Below are 16,004 nucleotides of genomic sequence, written 5' to 3' on the forward strand. Positions count from 1 at the left end.
CCGGCGCAGGTCGTTGCGTCGGGCAAGCCATTGACGCCTCGCGCCTTTTCCAAGCGCAAGGTGCCGATATGTCCGCTCCCATACCGAGACAGCCATGCGTTTCGAGATCCGATCCGCCGGCCGCTACCTCTGGACCTGGGTGCTGCTCGACGAGACGCATCTGACGGAGATGGAATCGGACCGGACCTTCCCGTCCGAGGCACAAGCATCCGCCGCCGCGCTGGCTTTCTCGAAGCTCGTCACGCGGGCCGGAAGAACGCTATCCGCGCCGACGTCGGGAGGCCTGCTCTAGTCGTTGAGGCCGACCATCAGCCGCCCTGCAGGCTCTCGGCGAAGTCGTCGGGGATCTCGCCCCACTGGCCGAGGATCGTCACGCCCTCCAGCTCGCCGGTCTCGTCGTCGGCCACCACCTTCAGCGCCGCCGCGCCCGGCATCCGCTTGGCCAGGGTCTCGGCCTTCTTCACCGCTCCGCTCTCGCTCTGTGCCGGCTCCTGACGCGCCGGCCGCAGCCGCTTCCGGTGCAGCTCGAACGGCTGCACCACATAGCTCGTCCTCATCGCCATCGCGCCGCTCACGCCCGCTCGCCGTCCACCCGCACAGCGGTGAACGCGCGGAACAGCACGGGCCGGCCTGCGGCATCGCGCACGTCGACCGCCCACACCGTCCAATCCTGGCTGCCGACGCCCGTCATCAGGCCCAGCGCCACCCGGTCCGCGTGCTGTCGAACCTCGCGGATGCTCGACAGCCACCGCCCCCGCAGATCGAACACGGCATCACCGCCCCCCAGGCAGTGGAAGCGGTAAAGCCTTCGCGGCATTGGCGTTTTTCCAACCTCTCCACACCTGCCCACCGCAAACGGCGCGCGATCCGAAACAGCCATTGAACCACGCCCCATCGTCCGCTTTGTTCCCGATGTGTTCTAGTCGAGGTTGCGATCCGGATGCAGGCCCTGCCGCACGAAGCTCCTGTGGAGATCCCCCTGTCCGAGGCCGAAACGATCGCCGCGGCCTATCTCCGGGCCGCCCACGGCGATGCCCGGGCGGCGCTCGTGCGGGCGATCACGGATGCGCTGATCGACCTCGACGCGGCCGAGCGGCGTGCGGCCGGACAGGGGCGTCTGATCTCGCACGGCTACGCGCGGGGCCGCGTGCATGGCTGACGCCCGGTCCCAGCGTCTGGGCGACATCGCCGGCGACCGGCTGGCGATCGACTGCGCGACCTGCCGCCGCCACGGCAGCTACCGCCTGGACGGCCTGATGGCCCGGTTCGGCCCGGAGATCGCGACGCTCGACCTCCTGCGCGCGCTCACCGCCTCCTGCCGCCACCAGCGCGATCCGGGCGCCAAGGTCGCGCGCCAGGACGAGAGCCAGTGCCTCGCGACGCTGCGTCTGCCGAAGCTGCCCGACCTGGATCCGCCGGTCCCGCCGGGCCGGCCGTTCGCGATCGAGGTCTGGGACACGCGCGGCCGGATCGAGCTGCGGCTCGGCGTGATTTACCCGCTCGATGGCGCACGCGCGGCCTTCGAGGCGGTGAAGGACGCCTATCCGCGGGACGAGGTGACGCTGCGGCAGGGGGCACGGGTGCTGTGCCGGCGCGCGCGGCCGGGGGCACCGGACCACGTCGATGCCGATCCCGGCGGTGCTTGAGGGTGATCGGTCCCCCGGTGGCGGCGCCGGACGCGTGCAGCGCGCGTGTGGGTCTCGGCGCGGGCGGTGCGGGCGCCCTTCGCGTCGGTCGCCGCGAGGGAGGAGAACGCTCAGGCGGTTGCCGCCCCCTGGGCGATGAGCGCGGCAGCGAAGTCGCGGTAGCTGTGCAAAGGGCGGCCGAGGATGCCGGTCAACCGCTCGCGGTCGCCCGCCTCCGGGATCATGCCGTCGCTGACGTAGCGCTCGGCCATCAGACGCATCTCGTAGGCCATCCACTTCGGCATGAACGTCGCCATGTTCCCCTCGAACCCGCTCGGATCGTCGCCGCCGTAGGAGACCGGGCGGCCGAGAACCTCAGTCCAGATCGCCGCCGCGTCCGCGCCCGTGAGCGTGTCGGGACCGACGAGGTTGAGGGTCTCGATCGGCAGCTTGCCCGGCGCCTGGTCGCGGCGGATCAGCTCGACCGCCGCGACCTCGGCGATGTCGCGTGCATCGACCATGGCGACGCCCTTGGATCCGATCGGCATCGGGTAGACCGCGTGGTTCAGGATCACGTCCTTGATCATGACCTCGTTGTCGATGAAGTAGCTCGGGCGCAGGATTGTGGCGCTGAAGCCCATCGCCTCCAGCATGCGCTCGGCGCCGTACTTCACCGCGAAGTGCGGGACGTTGACGGCGCGGTCGGCGCCGAACACCGACAGGTAGACGACCCGCTCGACGCCCGCGGCGCGCGCGACGTTCAGGGTGATGATCGCCTGGGTGAACTCGTCACCCGTGACCGCATTCAGCAGGAACAGCGTGCGGACGCCGGAGAAGGCGGCGCGCAGCGCGTCGATGTCGAGCAGGTCCCCCTTCACGACCTCGACGCCGGAGCCGAAATCGGCCTTGGCGGGATCGCGGGTCAGCACGCGGACGCGCGCGCCGCGCTGCGTGAGATGCTGGACGACGTTGCGGCCAACGCGGCCGGTGGCACCGGTGACGAGGATGGTCATGGGGTCATTCCTTCGGGTCGAGCTGTTTCGATGACCCCAAGATGAGCGATCCACACCTGCACCAATAGCGGCTATATCTGGACACGCCGTCTCGCTGGTGGAACGATGGATCTGCTCGCCCTCGCCGATTTCACCCTCGTTGCCCGTCATGGCGGGTTCGGGAAGGCGGCCCGTTCCACCGGACGCCCGAAGGCGACGTTGTCACGACGCGTGGCCGAGCTGGAGGGCAGCCTGAGCTTGCGCCTGTTCGAGCGGGGCGCGCGTGACCTAAAGCTGACGCAGGAAGGGCGGGCGCTGTTCGAGCGGGCGGGCTCGCTACTCACCGAACTGGAGGAGACCGCCGCGGCGATCGCCTCGGGCGGCGAGCGGCCCCGTGGGCGCCTGCGGATCAGCGCACCCCTGCTGTTCTCTCAGACCGTGATGGGAAAGCTCGCAGCGAGCTTCGCCCTCAGATACCCGGAGGTCCGGCTGGAGGTCACGACGGAGGACCGGGCCGTCGACATGATCGAGGAGGGCATCGACCTCGTGATCCGGGTGAACCCGGACCCGGACGAACGCCTCGTCGGCCGAGCGTTCTTGCGCGATCGTCTTGTGGTCGTGGCAGGTCCCGACGTCGCCCGACCGACCGACGGCACGGCCGTTCCGGCCGTGGTGCGGGGCGACGACCGCGCGGCATGGCGGGTGAGGACGCCGACCGGTCATGCCACGATCGCGGTCGAGCCAATCCTCAACTTGGGTTCGCTCATCATGGTTCGCGACGCGGTGCGCGCAGGCGTCGGGGCCGGACGCTTGCCCGTCTCGCTCGTAAGCCGCGATCTTGCGGAGGGCACGTTGGTACACTGGGGCGACGTGGACGCACCGGACATCGCGCTGTGGGTCCTCTACCCGACGCGCCGACTGCTCAGCGCGCGCGTCTTGGCCTTCCTCGACCATCTGAAGCAGGCGTTTCCGAACGGGACGCCGGACGAGCTGTCATCCTACGCCGGCGGATGAGAACCCCTCGAGCCGGGCCCGTGTGATCGCGGAAACCTCTGGCCGCCCGTCGTCCTTTGAACGTCCGCTTCCGGAGCGCCTGGGCCACGTCCCCAACGACCGGGCTGGGTCGATCCGCGACGGCCTGCTCCTCGGCGGAAAAGCCGTGGCGTGGCCGTTCATGCCGGTCGGGCTCAGTCCCAGACACCCTCCTCCGGAAGCGTGTCGCTGAACGGCACCGTCAGAACGGGCTTGTCCCGCTCGTCCGTGACCTCGAAGGAGCAGACCATCCAATCGCGGATCGTCTCATTGCGACCCCGCGCGATCAGGTCCCGCGCCTCCGAGAGGGCGTGCGCGCGCGCTGCGTTCACGTCGGCAAGCTCGTCGCCCTCGCGGTCCGCCGCCAGACCACCGGATCCCGGACGATGCCGAAGGTTGAAGAAATAGCGCGGCATCAGGCGCCCTCGATCAGGCGGGCGTACTCGGCTTCCGGCAGGCCGTAGCCGGCACCGGCAGTCTCCTCCAGCGCCTTGCGGTCCAGGATCGTCAGGCGACCGCGCCTCGCCTTGATCAGGCGGTAGCCCTCCAGCGCCTGCACCGCCAAGGTCGCGCTGCTCCGCTGCACGCCCAGCATCAGCGAGACGAATTCGTGGGTCATCACCACCTCGTCGCCGTCCACCCGATCGTGGCACATCAGAAGCCAGCGCGCGAGGCGCACCTCGCTCTGGTAGGTCGCATTCACGAAGGCGGCCTGCACCGCCTCGACGAACAACACCTGGATGTAGCGCAGCAGGAGCTTGCGCAGGCTCGGGCTCTGATCGACGGCCGCACACAGGGCCACCATGTCGATGGCCAGCATCTCGCCCGGAGACTGGATGAAGATGTGGTGGGGGGTGCGGTCTACGCCCAGCAGCACGGGTGAGGCTCCGATCAAGCCTTCTCGGCCGACGATCCCCGCCCCGGCTTTGCTGCCCTCTGGAGCCTCGGTCGCGAGCGAGGCGTAGCCGCTGTCGGGGAAGAACAACTGCTTGATCGGCTGGTTGGGCGCGATCAGCGTCTGCTTCAACTCGACCTTGATCGGCTCCAGATGCGGCTGGAGCCGATCAAGGTCGTCTTGTGAGAGCGCCTTCAGCAGGCCATTGCGGACGGCGGTTTGCTGAGGTTGAGACACGGCTCTGCTCCCGATCGGGGCAAGAGCACGCAGGGTCTCCCAAGCGCCTCGCCCGGATGACCCGGCAGGCAATGAATTCTATGTAAGGATACGTGGGGCGAATACAACGCGAATAATAATTTGTCGGATACCCCGCCGATCGAATTTTGAGGCCAACACCGAGCCTGATCGGACCTGGCCGGGGAGTTCGACTGACGTATATTACCCTGAATAGCGAGCTTTGCGCCTCCTGAATGGCAGGCCGCGCAGCCGCCCAGGGCTCTCCCTGATGAACCTAGACCACCGGCCCTCGGTCCTGCTGACCGACGATGACGCCCTGATCGGCTTCGATCTATGCGACGCCCTCGAACGTGCGGGCTACCGCGTGCTCGGGCCCGTGGCGACCGCCGCGGAGGCCCTGACCCTGCTGGATCGGGAGACACCGGTGCTGGCCGTCATCGACATCATGCTCAAGGACGGTCCCTGCGGCGCGCTGGCTCGGGACCTCGGGAGGCGGGGCGTGCCTTTCCTCATCCATTCCGGCTGCCGGAAGGAAGAATCGCTGGCGGGTGAGTTTCAGGGGATGTCCTGGCTCAGCAAGCCGGCCATGCCGCAGGATGTGCTGGCGCTCGTGGACGAACTGGCCCGCGTGGCCGCCGTGTCTGGGCCTGAAGTGCCCGGCCCCGAGCCCGTCGTACCCATTCGCTTGGTCCCTCCCGATGCAGGCAGCAGCAACCCGCTGATCCGCAAGCTGGAGAGCCTCACGTCGCTGTCGGACGCGGACCGGTCCGTGCTGGCGCGGATCAGCGCTGGGACGCGCCGTGTCGGGCCCGGCACCGACCTCGTGCGCGAAGGCGATGCGCCCGCGGGCGTGTTCCTGGTGATGGACGGCATCGCCTACCGCCACAAGCTGCGCGCCAACGGAGCGCGGCAGATCATGGCCTACTTGGTGCCGGGTGACCTGTGCGACCTCGACGTGGCCCTGCTGCGCGAGATGGACCACACCATCACCACGTTCTCCGCCTGCAAGGTGGTGCGCCTGACGCCTGAGACGGTGGAGGACCTTCTGGAGAACCATAGGTCGATCGCCCGGGCCCTGCGCCTGTCGCAGCTCGTGGACGAGGCGACCGCCCGCGAGTGGCTGGTGAACCTCGGCCGGCGTCCGGCCCGGGAGCGGATCGCGCACCTGTTCTGCGAGCTGTTCGTTCGGATGCGGGCCGCGGGAGTGGCCGGGCAGGACGGCTACGCGCTGCCGATCACGCAGGTGGATCTGGCCGACACCACGGGCCTCACCTCCGTACATGTGAACCGCACGCTCCGGGACCTCCGGCGCGAGGGACTGATCGAGTTGAGGAGCGGGCGGCTGACGATCCTGAACCTGCCGGGGCTGCGTGCGACGGCGGAGTTCCGTGCCAACTACCTGCACCTGGGAAATCGAGCCGCCGCATGAACCTGCGCCGGCCACCCGTGCAGGTCGCGACCAACAACCCCGATGCCGAGAGCGGCTTGTCTGATGGAACGGCGTTCCTGCGGCTGGCCTGAACGTGCCACGCGCTCATGGCCGGTGCAGGTCTACCGGACCAGTCGGAGATCAGGTGGGGTGACCGAATTCCGCGTCGCCTCGGAACGAGGCAGGATCGCCGACGAGACTTGGGCGGAGAAGTCGAGCCGAAACAGGATCAAACCGGCCTCGTCGGTGACGTTCATGTGCCAGTCTTCACCGAGGGCGATGCGGTGCGCGTCATCCTTCAGGATCTCCGAGGCGTAGCGGATCGCCTCCACCCGAGCTTCCTGGAAGTCGGACAACTCGGTGCCGTGGTTATCGCGCTGATCACGACTGTCGAAGAGGTGGAAATAAAAGCGCGGCATGACAGCTCCAACCCAGTGAGGCGGGAGCGTGATGCTCTCAGTTGCGGCCACGCCCAGGATTACAGCCGCGATGGCTGGGTATCTATCAGGTCACACCGCGCACATCTCTCATGTAGATTGGTTTTTATTTAGCCGGAATGCCGCAAGGGGTGTGATCGGTCGCTCCGACGCTGAGCGCCCATCCGAGATCGGCTGGCGGCGGAACCTACGATCCTCGGTGCGACCCGTTCAGCGAGCGCCTGCCTCCGAACCCCGAAGACGGCGGTCTGAGTGGCTGAGGCGGGTTGGGGCGGAACGTCCGCTTCACCGCATCCGCACTCCGGAAGCGGCCAGACCGAGATCCGCCCGTCTCGGAGTTCACGGATGCGGAAAACCGGGTTCCTAGATGACCGATCAGCCGCAGAAGTCTCGTGCCGGTCGCCGAGCCGGCCGATCGCCCGTCCTAAGCGCGCCCGAAGTGACGAAGCACGAGTGGCTCGCTCCGCGCGAGCCGTAAGCCGCGCGGTTGCGACCGGTGCGCGCGTCCGGCGAAGAGGGCGAGGCCGATCAGGCCGACCGATCCGGTCAGGGCCACGGCCACGCACCACCAGAAGGCGACATCAAGCATGGCTGCTACAGGGCTCCGATTGCGATCGGAACTCTCGAGCCGCTTGGTGAACGGCTGGTTAAGCACCGGCTCGCTCGAGAGTTGTTTCCTCCGGCGCCATCCGAATCGTGCGACCGAGCCGCCGCAGGCGGGTTTAACCCAGGGGTCGACCCCGCCCCGCCCGGGGCCGTCGGGATCCCGGCAGCCGCCCCTACGCCCAATGGATGGGGATTGAGAACGGAGCCCTGCCGCTACGCCCCGAATCCGGTGCGCGTGGCGTCCGGGGACAGAGATGCAGATCGGGATCATCGGCTGCGGCTATGTCGCCGACTTCTACATGCCGACCCTCGTCAACCATCCCGAACTGGTCTTGGCCGGCGTCTACGACCGGGAACCGGAGCGGCGTGCCGCCTTCTGCCGTCACTATCGGGCGCGCCTTCGACAGTCTGGAGGCGCTGCTGGCTGAGCCCGAGATCGGTCTCATCCTCAACCTGGCCAATCCGCACAGCCACTTCGCGGTCAACAAAGCCGCGCTGGAGGCCGGCAAGCACGTCTATTCCGAGACGCCGCTCGCCATGGGGTACGCGCAGGCCGAAGCCCTGGCGGACCTCGCCGAATCAAAGGGCCTGTCGTTGAGCGGCGCGCCCGCGAGCATCCTGGGTGAAGCGGGGACGACGGTGCGGGACGCCGTCGCGGCTGGCCAAGTCGGTCGAGTCCGGCTCGTCTATGCCGAGCTGGAGGACGGCGTCCAAGCCCTGGCTGCGCGGCCGGATGTCGACATCGTCGACATCGCTACACCCAACAGCGACCACATGGACAGCGCGCTGGCCTGCATCGAGGCCGGCAAGGCCATCCTGATCGAGAAGCCGATCGCGCTCTCCGCGCGAGAGCCCGATCATGCCCCTCGCCGACAGTGTCCGCACGCTCGACATCCTGGAGCGGATCCGTCCCCGCCGCCCGCATCCGCTGGAAGCCGTCGCCTGACCGGCGACGGCCCGTCGCACCGACGGCCGCGATCCGCGCGGATTCGTGTCGCAGCCCGCTAGCGCGCCGCGGGGCTGAGGGTCAGGGTTCCCCGGAACGGTTGCGACTTGTCGTTCACGCTGGTGCAGCCGTAGGGATATTGACCGGCCGCGATCGTCCGCACGCGGATCTCGCCCTTGCCGTTCTGCTTGACCGTGTAGCCGTCGTTGCTCGCCACGTGCACGACGTCGCCGTCGTGGTGAAGAACGTTCTTGTTTTCGAAGATCTGCGGCGCGGTCAGGACGATCTGGCTCGTGGTGTGGTTCTGAACCCGGATGCTGACATCCGTATCGGCCGGCAGGCGCAGGTCGGCCGGCGCGCACTTCGCGGCTCCGTTCTCGACCGTCATGATCAGATCGACGGTCGGCATCGTCCCGGCGGCGCCGGCGCCGCCGGCGATCGACCCGACCACGAGAACCGCCGCGACGCGCCAAAGCGACCGTGCGGCCACAGGTCGGTAACCGGATCCAGACATCATACGCGTTCTTCCCGCCATGTCGTTGCAAAGAGTGACACTGGCTCAACCACACGGGGGAAGTTGCAGTTCAAACCTGCAACGGCCCATGCGCCGCCGCGGATGGGCTCAGCGAACCATGGGCGTCGGCTTGGCCGCAGCGAGCTTGCGCAGGATCCGCTCGATATGCGCGCGAAGGGCAGCCGTCTCGGGCACCGGCTCGCCCTGACCGGCGGCTGCGGTTGGCTCCGGGAGGGTAATGAGAGAATCAGTCATCGACGCGGGCGCTGTGACGGGAAATCGACCATACTGCCGGGCTTGGCAGGTTAATACATCATTTCATAGATTCTCTTGACCGGCTCATGCAGTGTTGGCGCGGGTGATAAGGGGGAATTCCCGGCGGCAATAGAGACCGGCACCCTGGCGACCGACTCACGGGACCCGAAGGGCCCCAGGGACGGAATCTTCGCCGAGGGCCAGTGGCGCAGTCCCGTCCTGTTTCCAGGGCGATCCTCGGACCATCGCCTCGCGCGACGATCTTCCATGATCTCGGTACTCTTCATCCTGTCCGCGGATCGCAAATTATTCGATCTCGTGGTTGGCCGGACCGGTCTACGCTTCGGTGGAGACCATCACGCGACCATGGGCATGAGAGATCTTCGAAGCCGACACGGTCCGACGTCGCGACGATGCGCCTTCAACGCGCCATCAACAGACACGCCATGCGCAACATGCAGCTGTCAATTAGGCAACTTATCGGTGCACTAAGCAGTTTTCGGTTGTGTTTTTCGCGGTGCGTGTGGGTTAGTCGCACGCGTTCCGACGTGCCGAAGGTCTCCATCCGATGTCCTCCTCCCCGAAGCCGAAATCTGCCACCGAGGCCGACCGCACGATCGGCGGCCGCATCGCGACGCTGCGCGTGGCTCAAGGGCTGAGCCAGACGGATCTCGGTCAGGCGATCGGCGTCAGCTTCCAGCAAGTTCAGAAATACGAGAAGGGCCGCAACCGTATCGGCGCAGGCCGGCTCCAGGCGATCGCCGACCTGCTGCGGGTGCCGGTCAATACCTTCTTCGCCGATCCGCAGGACGGCGCCAGCGGGAAAGTTGGTCCGACGGCCCTGTTCGATGATCCGACGGTCATGGAACTCGTAGTGGCATTCACCAGCATCCCCGACGAGACGACCCGCGGCGGAATCCTGTCCATCGTCAAGGCGGCAGCCGCGCTCCACGAAAGCCGCACGGGCGCGCAACATCCGGACGCCGCCGTCGAGCTGTGACAAAGCCGGTACGGCGCGAGGGTTTCCCGGGATCCACGGCACGAATTCCGATGATGGCGCTCGCGCGCATCCGCGGCGAAGCGCGCCTTAACTCAGATTAACCAAGACAAAGACCGGCAAAGATGTAGACAGGCTCCCGCATTCAAAGCGTGATTTACAGCGTTTTAGCGGACAGCATGTTTCAATCTTGCGACGGAAGCCGGGTCCAGAACATGCCGACCGAAACGTCGACCGCCTGGGGCCGCGGCGAGTTGTACGAGACCCTGTGCCTGCTCGTCATCGGGGTCGGGATCTGGTTCGTCGGTGTCACGCTCGGGACTTTCGCCTATCTCAACGGCCTGGTCGGCACCTACAACCTGACGGATCTCCTGCTCCTGGCCGCCTGCATGGGGGTGGCGCAGTGGGGCGCCAGCATCCGCAAATCGATCATCCTCCGCCGGCTCATGCTCGAACGCGCCGCCGCTGCCGCACAGGCCGAGGCGATCGCGCGGCATGACGGACTGACCGGGCTCGCCAACCGCCGCCGCTTCATCGAGGCCGTGGAGCGGGCGCACGCATCGGCGGCCGGAGACGCGGCGGTGCTGCTGATCGACCTCGACCGGTTCAAGCCGGTCAACGATCTCTACGGCCACGCAGCCGGAAACGCCGTCCTGTGCGCCGTGGCGGAGCGTCTCCAGCAACTCGTGCCGTCGGGCGGCTTGGCGGCCCGGCTAGGCGGCGACGAGTTCGCCATGCTGGTGCCGCTGCGCTACGAAAGCGAGGCGCTGACACGCCTCGCCCAGGCGGTCATCGCCCGTATCGCCGAGCCGGTGACCTGGAACCAGAACGACCTCAAGGTCGGTGCGACGGTCGGCGTCGCCGCGGTGTCGGCCGAACACGGGGATGCCGACGCGATCCTCCACGCAGCCGACCTCGCGATGTACCAGGGCAAGAAGGACGGGCGCGGCAACTTCCGGTTCTTTCGCAGCACCATGGATGCGGAGCTGCGCGCCCGCGCCCGCATGGAGACGGAACTCCGCACCGCCATCGAGACGGGAGCGATCGAACCCTTCTACCAGCCGGTCGTGTCGTTGCCCGAGAAGGAGATCGTCGGCGTCGAGGTGCTGGCACGCTGGCGCCATCCGACGCGCGGACTGGTCGGCCCCAGCGAGTTCATCCCGGTGGCCGAGGAGACGGGGATGATCGCCGATCTCAGCTACAACCTGATCCGTCGCGCCTGCCTGGATGCGCGGGCCTGGCCGCCGCACCTGATCCTCGCGGTGAACATCGCGCCGCAGCAGTTCCAGGACGCCTGGCTCGCCCAGCGGATCCTGGCGATCCTGACCGAGACCGGCTTCCCGCCGCGGCGCCTCGAGGTTGAGATCACCGAGAGCGCGCTGATCCAGGATCTGGAGGCGACACGGATGACGCTGCTGTCGCTGCGCGAACTCGGCGTGCGCATCGCGCTCGACGATTTCGGCACCGGTTATTCAAGCTTGTACCACCTGCGCGAACTCAAGTTCGACAAGCTGAAGATCGACCGCAGCTACGTCGACGCGATCACGATGAACGATGAGCGCGCCAAGCTGGTCGACGCCATCATCAAGCTCGGGGCGAGCCTCGGCCTCTCCACCACGGCCGAGGGGATCGAGACCGATGCGAGCCTCGACTGGCTGTCCGACCAGGGCTGCCATTTCGGCCAGGGCTATCTGTTCGGTCACGCCATGCCGAAGGCCGAGATGGATGACGTCCTGGCCGCCACTCAACCCGTGCCGCCGCTCCAGGATCTCGCGCGCGCCTCGTAGGCGCGGGATGGACCCGCCGCCCGGAGCCGTGACGGTCAGCGCGGCGCCTGGTAGGCGGAGCCGTCCGCCGCGCCGAGCGGGTGGTCGACGAAACGTCCCTGCTCAGGCACCGCGACCCGATCGAAATCCTCCGCCAGGGCGTCGAGGGCGCGGCGCATCTCAGGCCCCTGGAGCGGGCGTCCGTGCCCGGTGATGACCCGCTCCGGCTCCAGCGCCGCGAGGGCGCGCACCGACGTGCGGGCCGCAGGCCAGTCGATCGTCAGATACATCGGAGGCCCGTGCAATTCCGGCGCCTGCGTGGCGACCGCGTAGGCGGATTCCTGCGCCGTCGTGATGAAGGCGTCGCCCGCGATCAGCGTCCGGTCGGCCTCGCGCCAGAGCGAGACGTGGCCGGGCGCGTGGCCCGGCGTGTGGATCCAGCGCCAGCCGGGCAGGGGCGGCACGGTCCCATCCTCGGGCAGGATGTGCAGCCGCGCGGAGACGTCGACGGGCTGGGTCGGGAACAGGGGCGAGAGGCGGCCCAGGAGACCGCCGCCAACGCTCGGGTCCGGCATCGGGTAGGCGGCGCTGCCGTCGAGATAGGGCCGCTCCAGCGCGTGCGCGTAGACCGGGACGTCCCATTGCGCGGCGAGATCCTCCAGAACGCCGACGTGATCGAAGTGGCCATGCGTCAGGACGATCGCGGCCGGCCGCGCATCCGTGCCGAAACGCGCCGCGGCGGCCGCCTCGATTCCACGCTTGGAGCCCATCACGCCGGCATCGATCAGGACCCAACCCCGATCGCCCGCCCCGGGAGGGCCCACGAACACGACATTGACCAGGACGTGGCGCTGATAGGCCACGTCGTCGACGATCGCATGGGTGGCGTCGTCCCGCTCGGCGTCGCGCCGGGGATCGTCGGCCCGGGCCTGCGGGTCGACGGGGATCTGCTGGGCCATCTGGTAGACACTCCCGTATCCGGTCGCGGAGGGGACGGTCGGGCGCGTCCCGGCCGAGGCCGCGGGAAGCGGGGCCCCGTCGCAGCCGCGGGGGTCTCGGCGCCGGATGGCGAGACTGCCCGTATCCTGGCCAACCGGGCTTCCCCGGGCGTGTTCCTGCCGCCGCGCGGCGCGGCGCGGCATCGCGCCGGTCGACACGAACCCCATATTGGCGGCATCGATGCGCCGTCGCAGGTCACAGCATGGCACCGAGCCCCCTCGCACTCATCGCTTCCGCCGCCCTCGTGGCCGTCATCGCCGGCGGCACCGGGGCGATCGTCCTCCAGCAGGGCTCGCGGTTCAGCCATACCCGGAAGGTCGGCGGCCCGTTCACGATGGCGGATCTCGACGGTCACCCGGTGACCGAGGCTGACCTCCGCGGCAAGCCGGCCGTGCTGTTCTTCGGCTTCACCCACTGCCCGGATGTCTGCCCGACGACGCTCGCCACCCTGGCGACCGCCCTCGGCCGGATGGGCCGCGACGCCGACCGCCTCACCGTGGTCTTCGTCACCCTGGATCCGGAGCGCGACACGCCCGCCACCCTGCGGGACTACCTCGCCTCCTTCGACCCGCGGATCCGCGGCTTCGTCGGCACGACCGAGCAGGTCGCCCGCATGGCCGACGCCTACCACGTCGCCTTCAAGCGCGTGCCGACCAAGGATGGCGACTACACGATGGAGCATTCCGCCACCGTGGCGCTGTTCGACAAGACCGGCCGCATGGTCGGCGAGATCGGGTACGGCGAGGACGAGGCCCGCACCTTCGCCAAGCTGATCACGCTGGCGCTGCCTGGCCAGTGCCCGCCGGGGGGCAGCGCCAATCTCTGGGCCACCGACGGCAGCACGGGCAGCTGCGGCCCGCGGAGCTGAGCTGCGGCCCGGGAAATTGCGTCCTGGCGCCAGCGTGGCTAGAGGGCGGCGCGGGCCGCGAGGCCCGGCCGCATCCGGGGGATCCCAGTTGATCACGCGCCGCGTCCTGACCGCCATCGGGCTTCTCGCCCTCGCGCCGCTCCCGGGCCTCGCCCAGGCCGCCACCGGGGGCCCGCGCCTCGCGCCGCCCGAGCCCATGGATCTCGAGCGGCTGAAGGATCTCGCCCGGAGGCTGCGGGACCAGCCCTACGCGCCGCCCGAGGCTCCGGCCTCGGCCGCCCTCGAGGCCCTGACCTACGGGCCGCTCCAGGAGATCCGCTACCCGCCGGGCCACGCGTTGTACGCCGAGAGCCCGTATCCGGTGACCTTCTTCCACCTCGGCAACTTCTTCCGCCACCCCGTGAAGGTCTACGCCCTGGAAGGCGGCCAGGCCCGCGAGGTGCTCTACGCCCACGACCTGTTCACCTATCCCACCGGCAACCCGGCCAAGGACGTGCCGGACGGGGCGGGCTTCGCGGGTTTCCGGTTCCAGAAGGCACCCGCCGGCCAGCCGGGCGACGACGGCGATTGGCTGGCTTTCCTCGGCGCGTCCTACTTCCGCGCCGCCGGGGACGGCGCGCAATACGGCGCCTCGGCCCGGGGCATCGCCATCGACACTGCGCCGGGGCCGGGCAAGACCGAGGAATTCCCGGTCTTCACCCGGTTCTACGTCAGCCCGGCCGCGGATGGCGCCGTCACCGTGCTGGCGCTCCTCGAAGGTCAGAGCCTCACCGGCGCCTACCGCTTCGTCGCCCGGAAGGAGCCGCACGTCGTCATCGACGTCGCCTGCACGCTCTACATGCGCAAATCGGTGGAGCGGTTCGGCATGGCGCCCCTGACCTCGATGCTCTGGTACTCGGAGGGCATGAGCCGCTTCCTCGCGAGCGACTGGCGCCCGGAGGTGCACGATTCCGACGGTCTGCTGATGCAGACCGGGGCCGGCGAGCTGATCTGGCGCCCGCTCAACAACCCGCCCCGCCTCAGCGTCAGCGCCTTCGCGGACCGCTCGCCCAAGGGGTTCGGCCTGCTGCAGCGCGACCGCGCCTACGAGACCTACATCGACGACGGCTTCGAGGAGAACCGGCCCGATATCTGGGTCGAGCCGCAGGGCGATTGGGGCCGCGGCAGCGTCCAGCTCGTGGAGATCCCGACCCACCAGGAGACCGACGACAACATCGTCGCCCTGTGGGTGCCGGACGACGCGCCGCAGGCCGGATCCGACCGCAGCTTCGCCTACCGTCTGCGCTGGACCGTGAAGGAACCGGTCGGCACCGATCTCGCCCGCTGCGTCGCGACCCGCGCCACCAAGGCCGCGTGGCTCGCGGATGCGGAGAGGCGCCCGGGCCGCGCCAACCTCGTGCGGCAATTCGTTCTGGAATTCGCGGGTGCGGCCCTGTCAGGCCTCGATCCCGAGAAGGCCACGGTCGCGCTCACCCTGTCGCGCGGCAGCGCCGAGGAGGTCGCCGCCACCTGGGCTCCCTATGGCAAGCCAAGCCCGTGGCGAGTTTTCCTCAAGGTCTATGCCGAGGGCCCGGATCCGGTGGAGATGCGTCTCCAGTTGAAAGCGGGCGACCGGCTGCTGTCCGAGACATGGGCGTACCAATATTACCCGCAGGCGCCCGGCACGGTGCTGTGAATGGCTGGCGGACCGACGGCAGCAGCGAACCGGCCGGGCCCGCGGACGGACGGACAGCCGCACCGCTCCCGCCGCGGGCGGGTTGGACCGGTGTAAGCCCATCCTCGCATCCGAGGCCGTCATGACCGGTGAGACACCGCCCGGCCCGAGTCTTCCGGAGGCGCTGACGCGCCTCCTCAAGGCCCCGAGAGCGGCGATCTGGCCGACACCGGAGGATCGACACCGCCTGCGTCTCGGCCGGCCGCAACCGCGCCAGCCGAGCCGGGCCGTGCTGGGTGTCTGGATCTGGGCGATCCTCTACAACGTCTTCGGCTTCGCGATCCTCGCGGGCCTGTGGTGGACGATGCGCTGACCCGATGAGCCGACACGCCCTGATCACCCGCCAAGCGGCCCTCGCCGCGGCGCTGCTGCTCGGCCTTGCCGTCCGCCCCTGTGCGGCGCAGAGCCCGGGCGACGCGCTGAATGCCGATGATGGCACCGGGGCCGTCAAGGTCTGCTCGCCGGTGGCGACGCCGCGCTGGCGGTCCATGACCCCGGTTCCCAAGACCTGGACCTTCCTGGATTGTATGGGCTTCGCGGGCGAGATGGGGGCGACGCATTTCCAGCTCGGCTGCCTGTTCGCCAACGTCACGCCCCACGCCCAGAAATACGCCTGGGGCGCGATGGTGCCGATCGAGAAATCAGCGATGGCCAAGGCACAGCCGCCGGTCCCGAATTGCGGCTGGTAGAGC

Annotated in this window: 22 protein-coding genes; 13 read left to right on the forward strand and 9 right to left on the reverse strand. The window is 68.8% G+C overall.

The window, feature by feature from the left end:
- The first annotated feature begins 94 nt into the window (after positions 1 to 94).
- Positions 95 to 292, forward strand: coding sequence for a hypothetical protein (locus BLT59_RS22925; protein ID WP_091785992.1), 198 nt, complete (start codon positions 95 to 97; stop codon positions 290 to 292).
- Positions 293 to 308: 16 nt separating this feature from the next.
- Here BLT59_RS22925 and BLT59_RS22930 read toward each other — a convergent pair whose 3' ends face one another.
- Entirely contained in the window at positions 309 to 563 is a 255-nt protein-coding gene (locus BLT59_RS22930; RefSeq protein WP_091785997.1) for a hypothetical protein, read from the reverse strand.
- A gap of 8 nt (positions 564 to 571) precedes the next feature.
- Positions 572 to 817: a DUF6894 family protein gene (locus BLT59_RS22935; protein WP_091786001.1), complete on the reverse strand. Its 246-nt coding sequence runs from the start codon at positions 815 to 817 to the stop codon at positions 572 to 574.
- 123 nt (positions 818 to 940) lie between these two features.
- On the opposite strand from BLT59_RS22935, the gene BLT59_RS22940 reads away from it, so the two are divergent.
- Together BLT59_RS22940 and BLT59_RS22945 are read left to right on the forward strand one after the other, a co-directional pair.
- Positions 941 to 1,159, forward strand: a complete 219-nt coding sequence (locus BLT59_RS22940; protein ID WP_091786004.1) for a hypothetical protein — start codon at positions 941 to 943, stop codon at positions 1,157 to 1,159.
- A complete protein-coding gene (locus tag BLT59_RS22945; protein WP_091786007.1) occupies positions 1,152 to 1,646 on the forward strand; it encodes a hypothetical protein in 495 nt (164 codons plus the stop codon). Before BLT59_RS22940 ends, BLT59_RS22945 begins: the two co-directional genes overlap by 8 nt.
- A gap of 110 nt (positions 1,647 to 1,756) precedes the next feature.
- Here the strand turns inward: BLT59_RS22945 and BLT59_RS22950 are convergent, their stop codons facing one another.
- Positions 1,757 to 2,638, reverse strand: a complete 882-nt coding sequence (locus tag BLT59_RS22950; RefSeq protein ID WP_091786010.1) for an SDR family oxidoreductase — start codon at positions 2,636 to 2,638, stop codon at positions 1,757 to 1,759.
- Positions 2,639 to 2,743: 105 nt separating this feature from the next.
- Here BLT59_RS22950 and BLT59_RS22955 point away from each other — a divergent pair, with 105 nt between their 5' ends.
- A complete protein-coding gene (locus BLT59_RS22955) occupies positions 2,744 to 3,631 on the forward strand; it encodes a LysR family transcriptional regulator (RefSeq protein WP_091786013.1) in 888 nt (295 codons plus the stop codon).
- 173 nt (positions 3,632 to 3,804) lie between these two features.
- Here BLT59_RS22955 and BLT59_RS22960 read toward each other — a convergent pair whose 3' ends face one another.
- Both BLT59_RS22960 and BLT59_RS22965 read right to left on the reverse strand, forming a co-directional pair.
- Positions 3,805 to 4,065, reverse strand: a complete 261-nt coding sequence (locus BLT59_RS22960; RefSeq protein ID WP_091786017.1) for a DUF6894 family protein — start codon at positions 4,063 to 4,065, stop codon at positions 3,805 to 3,807.
- Complete coding sequence (locus tag BLT59_RS22965; protein WP_091786020.1) at positions 4,065 to 4,781, reverse strand: Crp/Fnr family transcriptional regulator; 717 nt, start codon at positions 4,779 to 4,781, stop codon at positions 4,065 to 4,067. The genes BLT59_RS22960 and BLT59_RS22965 overlap by 1 nt, the downstream gene beginning before the upstream one ends.
- A gap of 268 nt (positions 4,782 to 5,049) precedes the next feature.
- On the opposite strand from BLT59_RS22965, the gene BLT59_RS22970 reads away from it, so the two are divergent.
- On the forward strand, positions 5,050 to 6,210 hold the full coding sequence (locus BLT59_RS22970; RefSeq protein ID WP_175544101.1) for a helix-turn-helix domain-containing protein: 1,161 nt from the start codon (positions 5,050 to 5,052) through the stop codon (positions 6,208 to 6,210).
- Positions 6,211 to 6,332: 122 nt separating this feature from the next.
- Here the strand turns inward: BLT59_RS22970 and BLT59_RS22975 are convergent, their stop codons facing one another.
- Entirely contained in the window at positions 6,333 to 6,629 is a 297-nt protein-coding gene (locus BLT59_RS22975; RefSeq protein WP_091786023.1) for a DUF6894 family protein, read from the reverse strand.
- A gap of 878 nt (positions 6,630 to 7,507) precedes the next feature.
- On the opposite strand from BLT59_RS22975, the gene BLT59_RS31445 reads away from it, so the two are divergent.
- Positions 7,508 to 7,681, forward strand: a complete 174-nt coding sequence (locus BLT59_RS31445; protein WP_175544102.1) for a Gfo/Idh/MocA family oxidoreductase — start codon at positions 7,508 to 7,510, stop codon at positions 7,679 to 7,681.
- Positions 7,620 to 8,261 carry a Gfo/Idh/MocA family protein gene (locus tag BLT59_RS22980; RefSeq protein WP_175544103.1) on the forward strand — a complete coding sequence of 214 codons (642 nt, stop codon included), beginning with the start codon at positions 7,620 to 7,622 and terminating at the stop codon, positions 8,259 to 8,261. The genes BLT59_RS31445 and BLT59_RS22980 overlap by 62 nt, the downstream gene beginning before the upstream one ends.
- Here the strand turns inward: BLT59_RS22980 and BLT59_RS22985 are convergent.
- Positions 8,258 to 8,716 carry a hypothetical protein gene (locus tag BLT59_RS22985; RefSeq protein ID WP_244514118.1) on the reverse strand — a complete coding sequence of 153 codons (459 nt, stop codon included), beginning with the start codon at positions 8,714 to 8,716 and terminating at the stop codon, positions 8,258 to 8,260. The genes BLT59_RS22980 and BLT59_RS22985 overlap by 4 nt on opposite strands.
- Before the next feature lie 105 nt (positions 8,717 to 8,821).
- Entirely contained in the window at positions 8,822 to 8,968 is a 147-nt protein-coding gene (locus tag BLT59_RS31450) for a hypothetical protein (RefSeq protein WP_175544104.1), read from the reverse strand.
- 568 nt (positions 8,969 to 9,536) lie between these two features.
- Here BLT59_RS31450 and BLT59_RS22990 point away from each other — a divergent pair.
- Positions 9,537 to 9,968, forward strand: coding sequence for a helix-turn-helix domain-containing protein (locus tag BLT59_RS22990; protein ID WP_091786029.1), 432 nt, complete (start codon positions 9,537 to 9,539; stop codon positions 9,966 to 9,968).
- Positions 9,969 to 10,180: 212 nt separating this feature from the next.
- Entirely contained in the window at positions 10,181 to 11,752 is a 1,572-nt protein-coding gene (locus BLT59_RS22995; RefSeq protein ID WP_091786032.1) for a putative bifunctional diguanylate cyclase/phosphodiesterase, read from the forward strand.
- A gap of 35 nt (positions 11,753 to 11,787) precedes the next feature.
- Here BLT59_RS22995 and BLT59_RS23000 read toward each other — a convergent pair whose 3' ends face one another.
- Complete coding sequence (locus tag BLT59_RS23000) at positions 11,788 to 12,690, reverse strand: MBL fold metallo-hydrolase (protein ID WP_091786133.1); 903 nt, start codon at positions 12,688 to 12,690, stop codon at positions 11,788 to 11,790.
- Positions 12,691 to 12,932: 242 nt separating this feature from the next.
- On the opposite strand from BLT59_RS23000, the gene BLT59_RS23005 reads away from it, so the two are divergent.
- The 4 genes from BLT59_RS23005 (at position 12,933) to BLT59_RS23020 (ending at position 16,001) form a co-directional block, all read left to right on the forward strand.
- Positions 12,933 to 13,598, forward strand: a complete 666-nt coding sequence (locus tag BLT59_RS23005; RefSeq protein WP_091786035.1) for an SCO family protein — start codon at positions 12,933 to 12,935, stop codon at positions 13,596 to 13,598.
- Between the two features lie 88 nt (positions 13,599 to 13,686).
- The gene (locus BLT59_RS23010; protein ID WP_091786037.1) at positions 13,687 to 15,273 is read left to right on the forward strand and encodes an OpgD/OpgG family glucan biosynthesis protein; all 1,587 of its coding nucleotides are present in this window, start codon (positions 13,687 to 13,689) and stop codon (positions 15,271 to 15,273) included.
- A gap of 121 nt (positions 15,274 to 15,394) precedes the next feature.
- The gene (locus tag BLT59_RS23015; RefSeq protein WP_091786040.1) at positions 15,395 to 15,625 is read left to right on the forward strand and encodes a hypothetical protein; all 231 of its coding nucleotides are present in this window, start codon (positions 15,395 to 15,397) and stop codon (positions 15,623 to 15,625) included.
- Positions 15,626 to 15,629: 4 nt separating this feature from the next.
- Positions 15,630 to 16,001, forward strand: coding sequence for a hypothetical protein (locus tag BLT59_RS23020; protein ID WP_091786043.1), 372 nt, complete (start codon positions 15,630 to 15,632; stop codon positions 15,999 to 16,001).
- Positions 16,002 to 16,004 lie beyond the last annotated feature (3 nt).

This window comes from Methylobacterium sp. UNC378MF, assembly GCF_900103195.1.
Classification (GTDB): Bacteria; Pseudomonadota; Alphaproteobacteria; order Rhizobiales; family Beijerinckiaceae; genus Methylobacterium.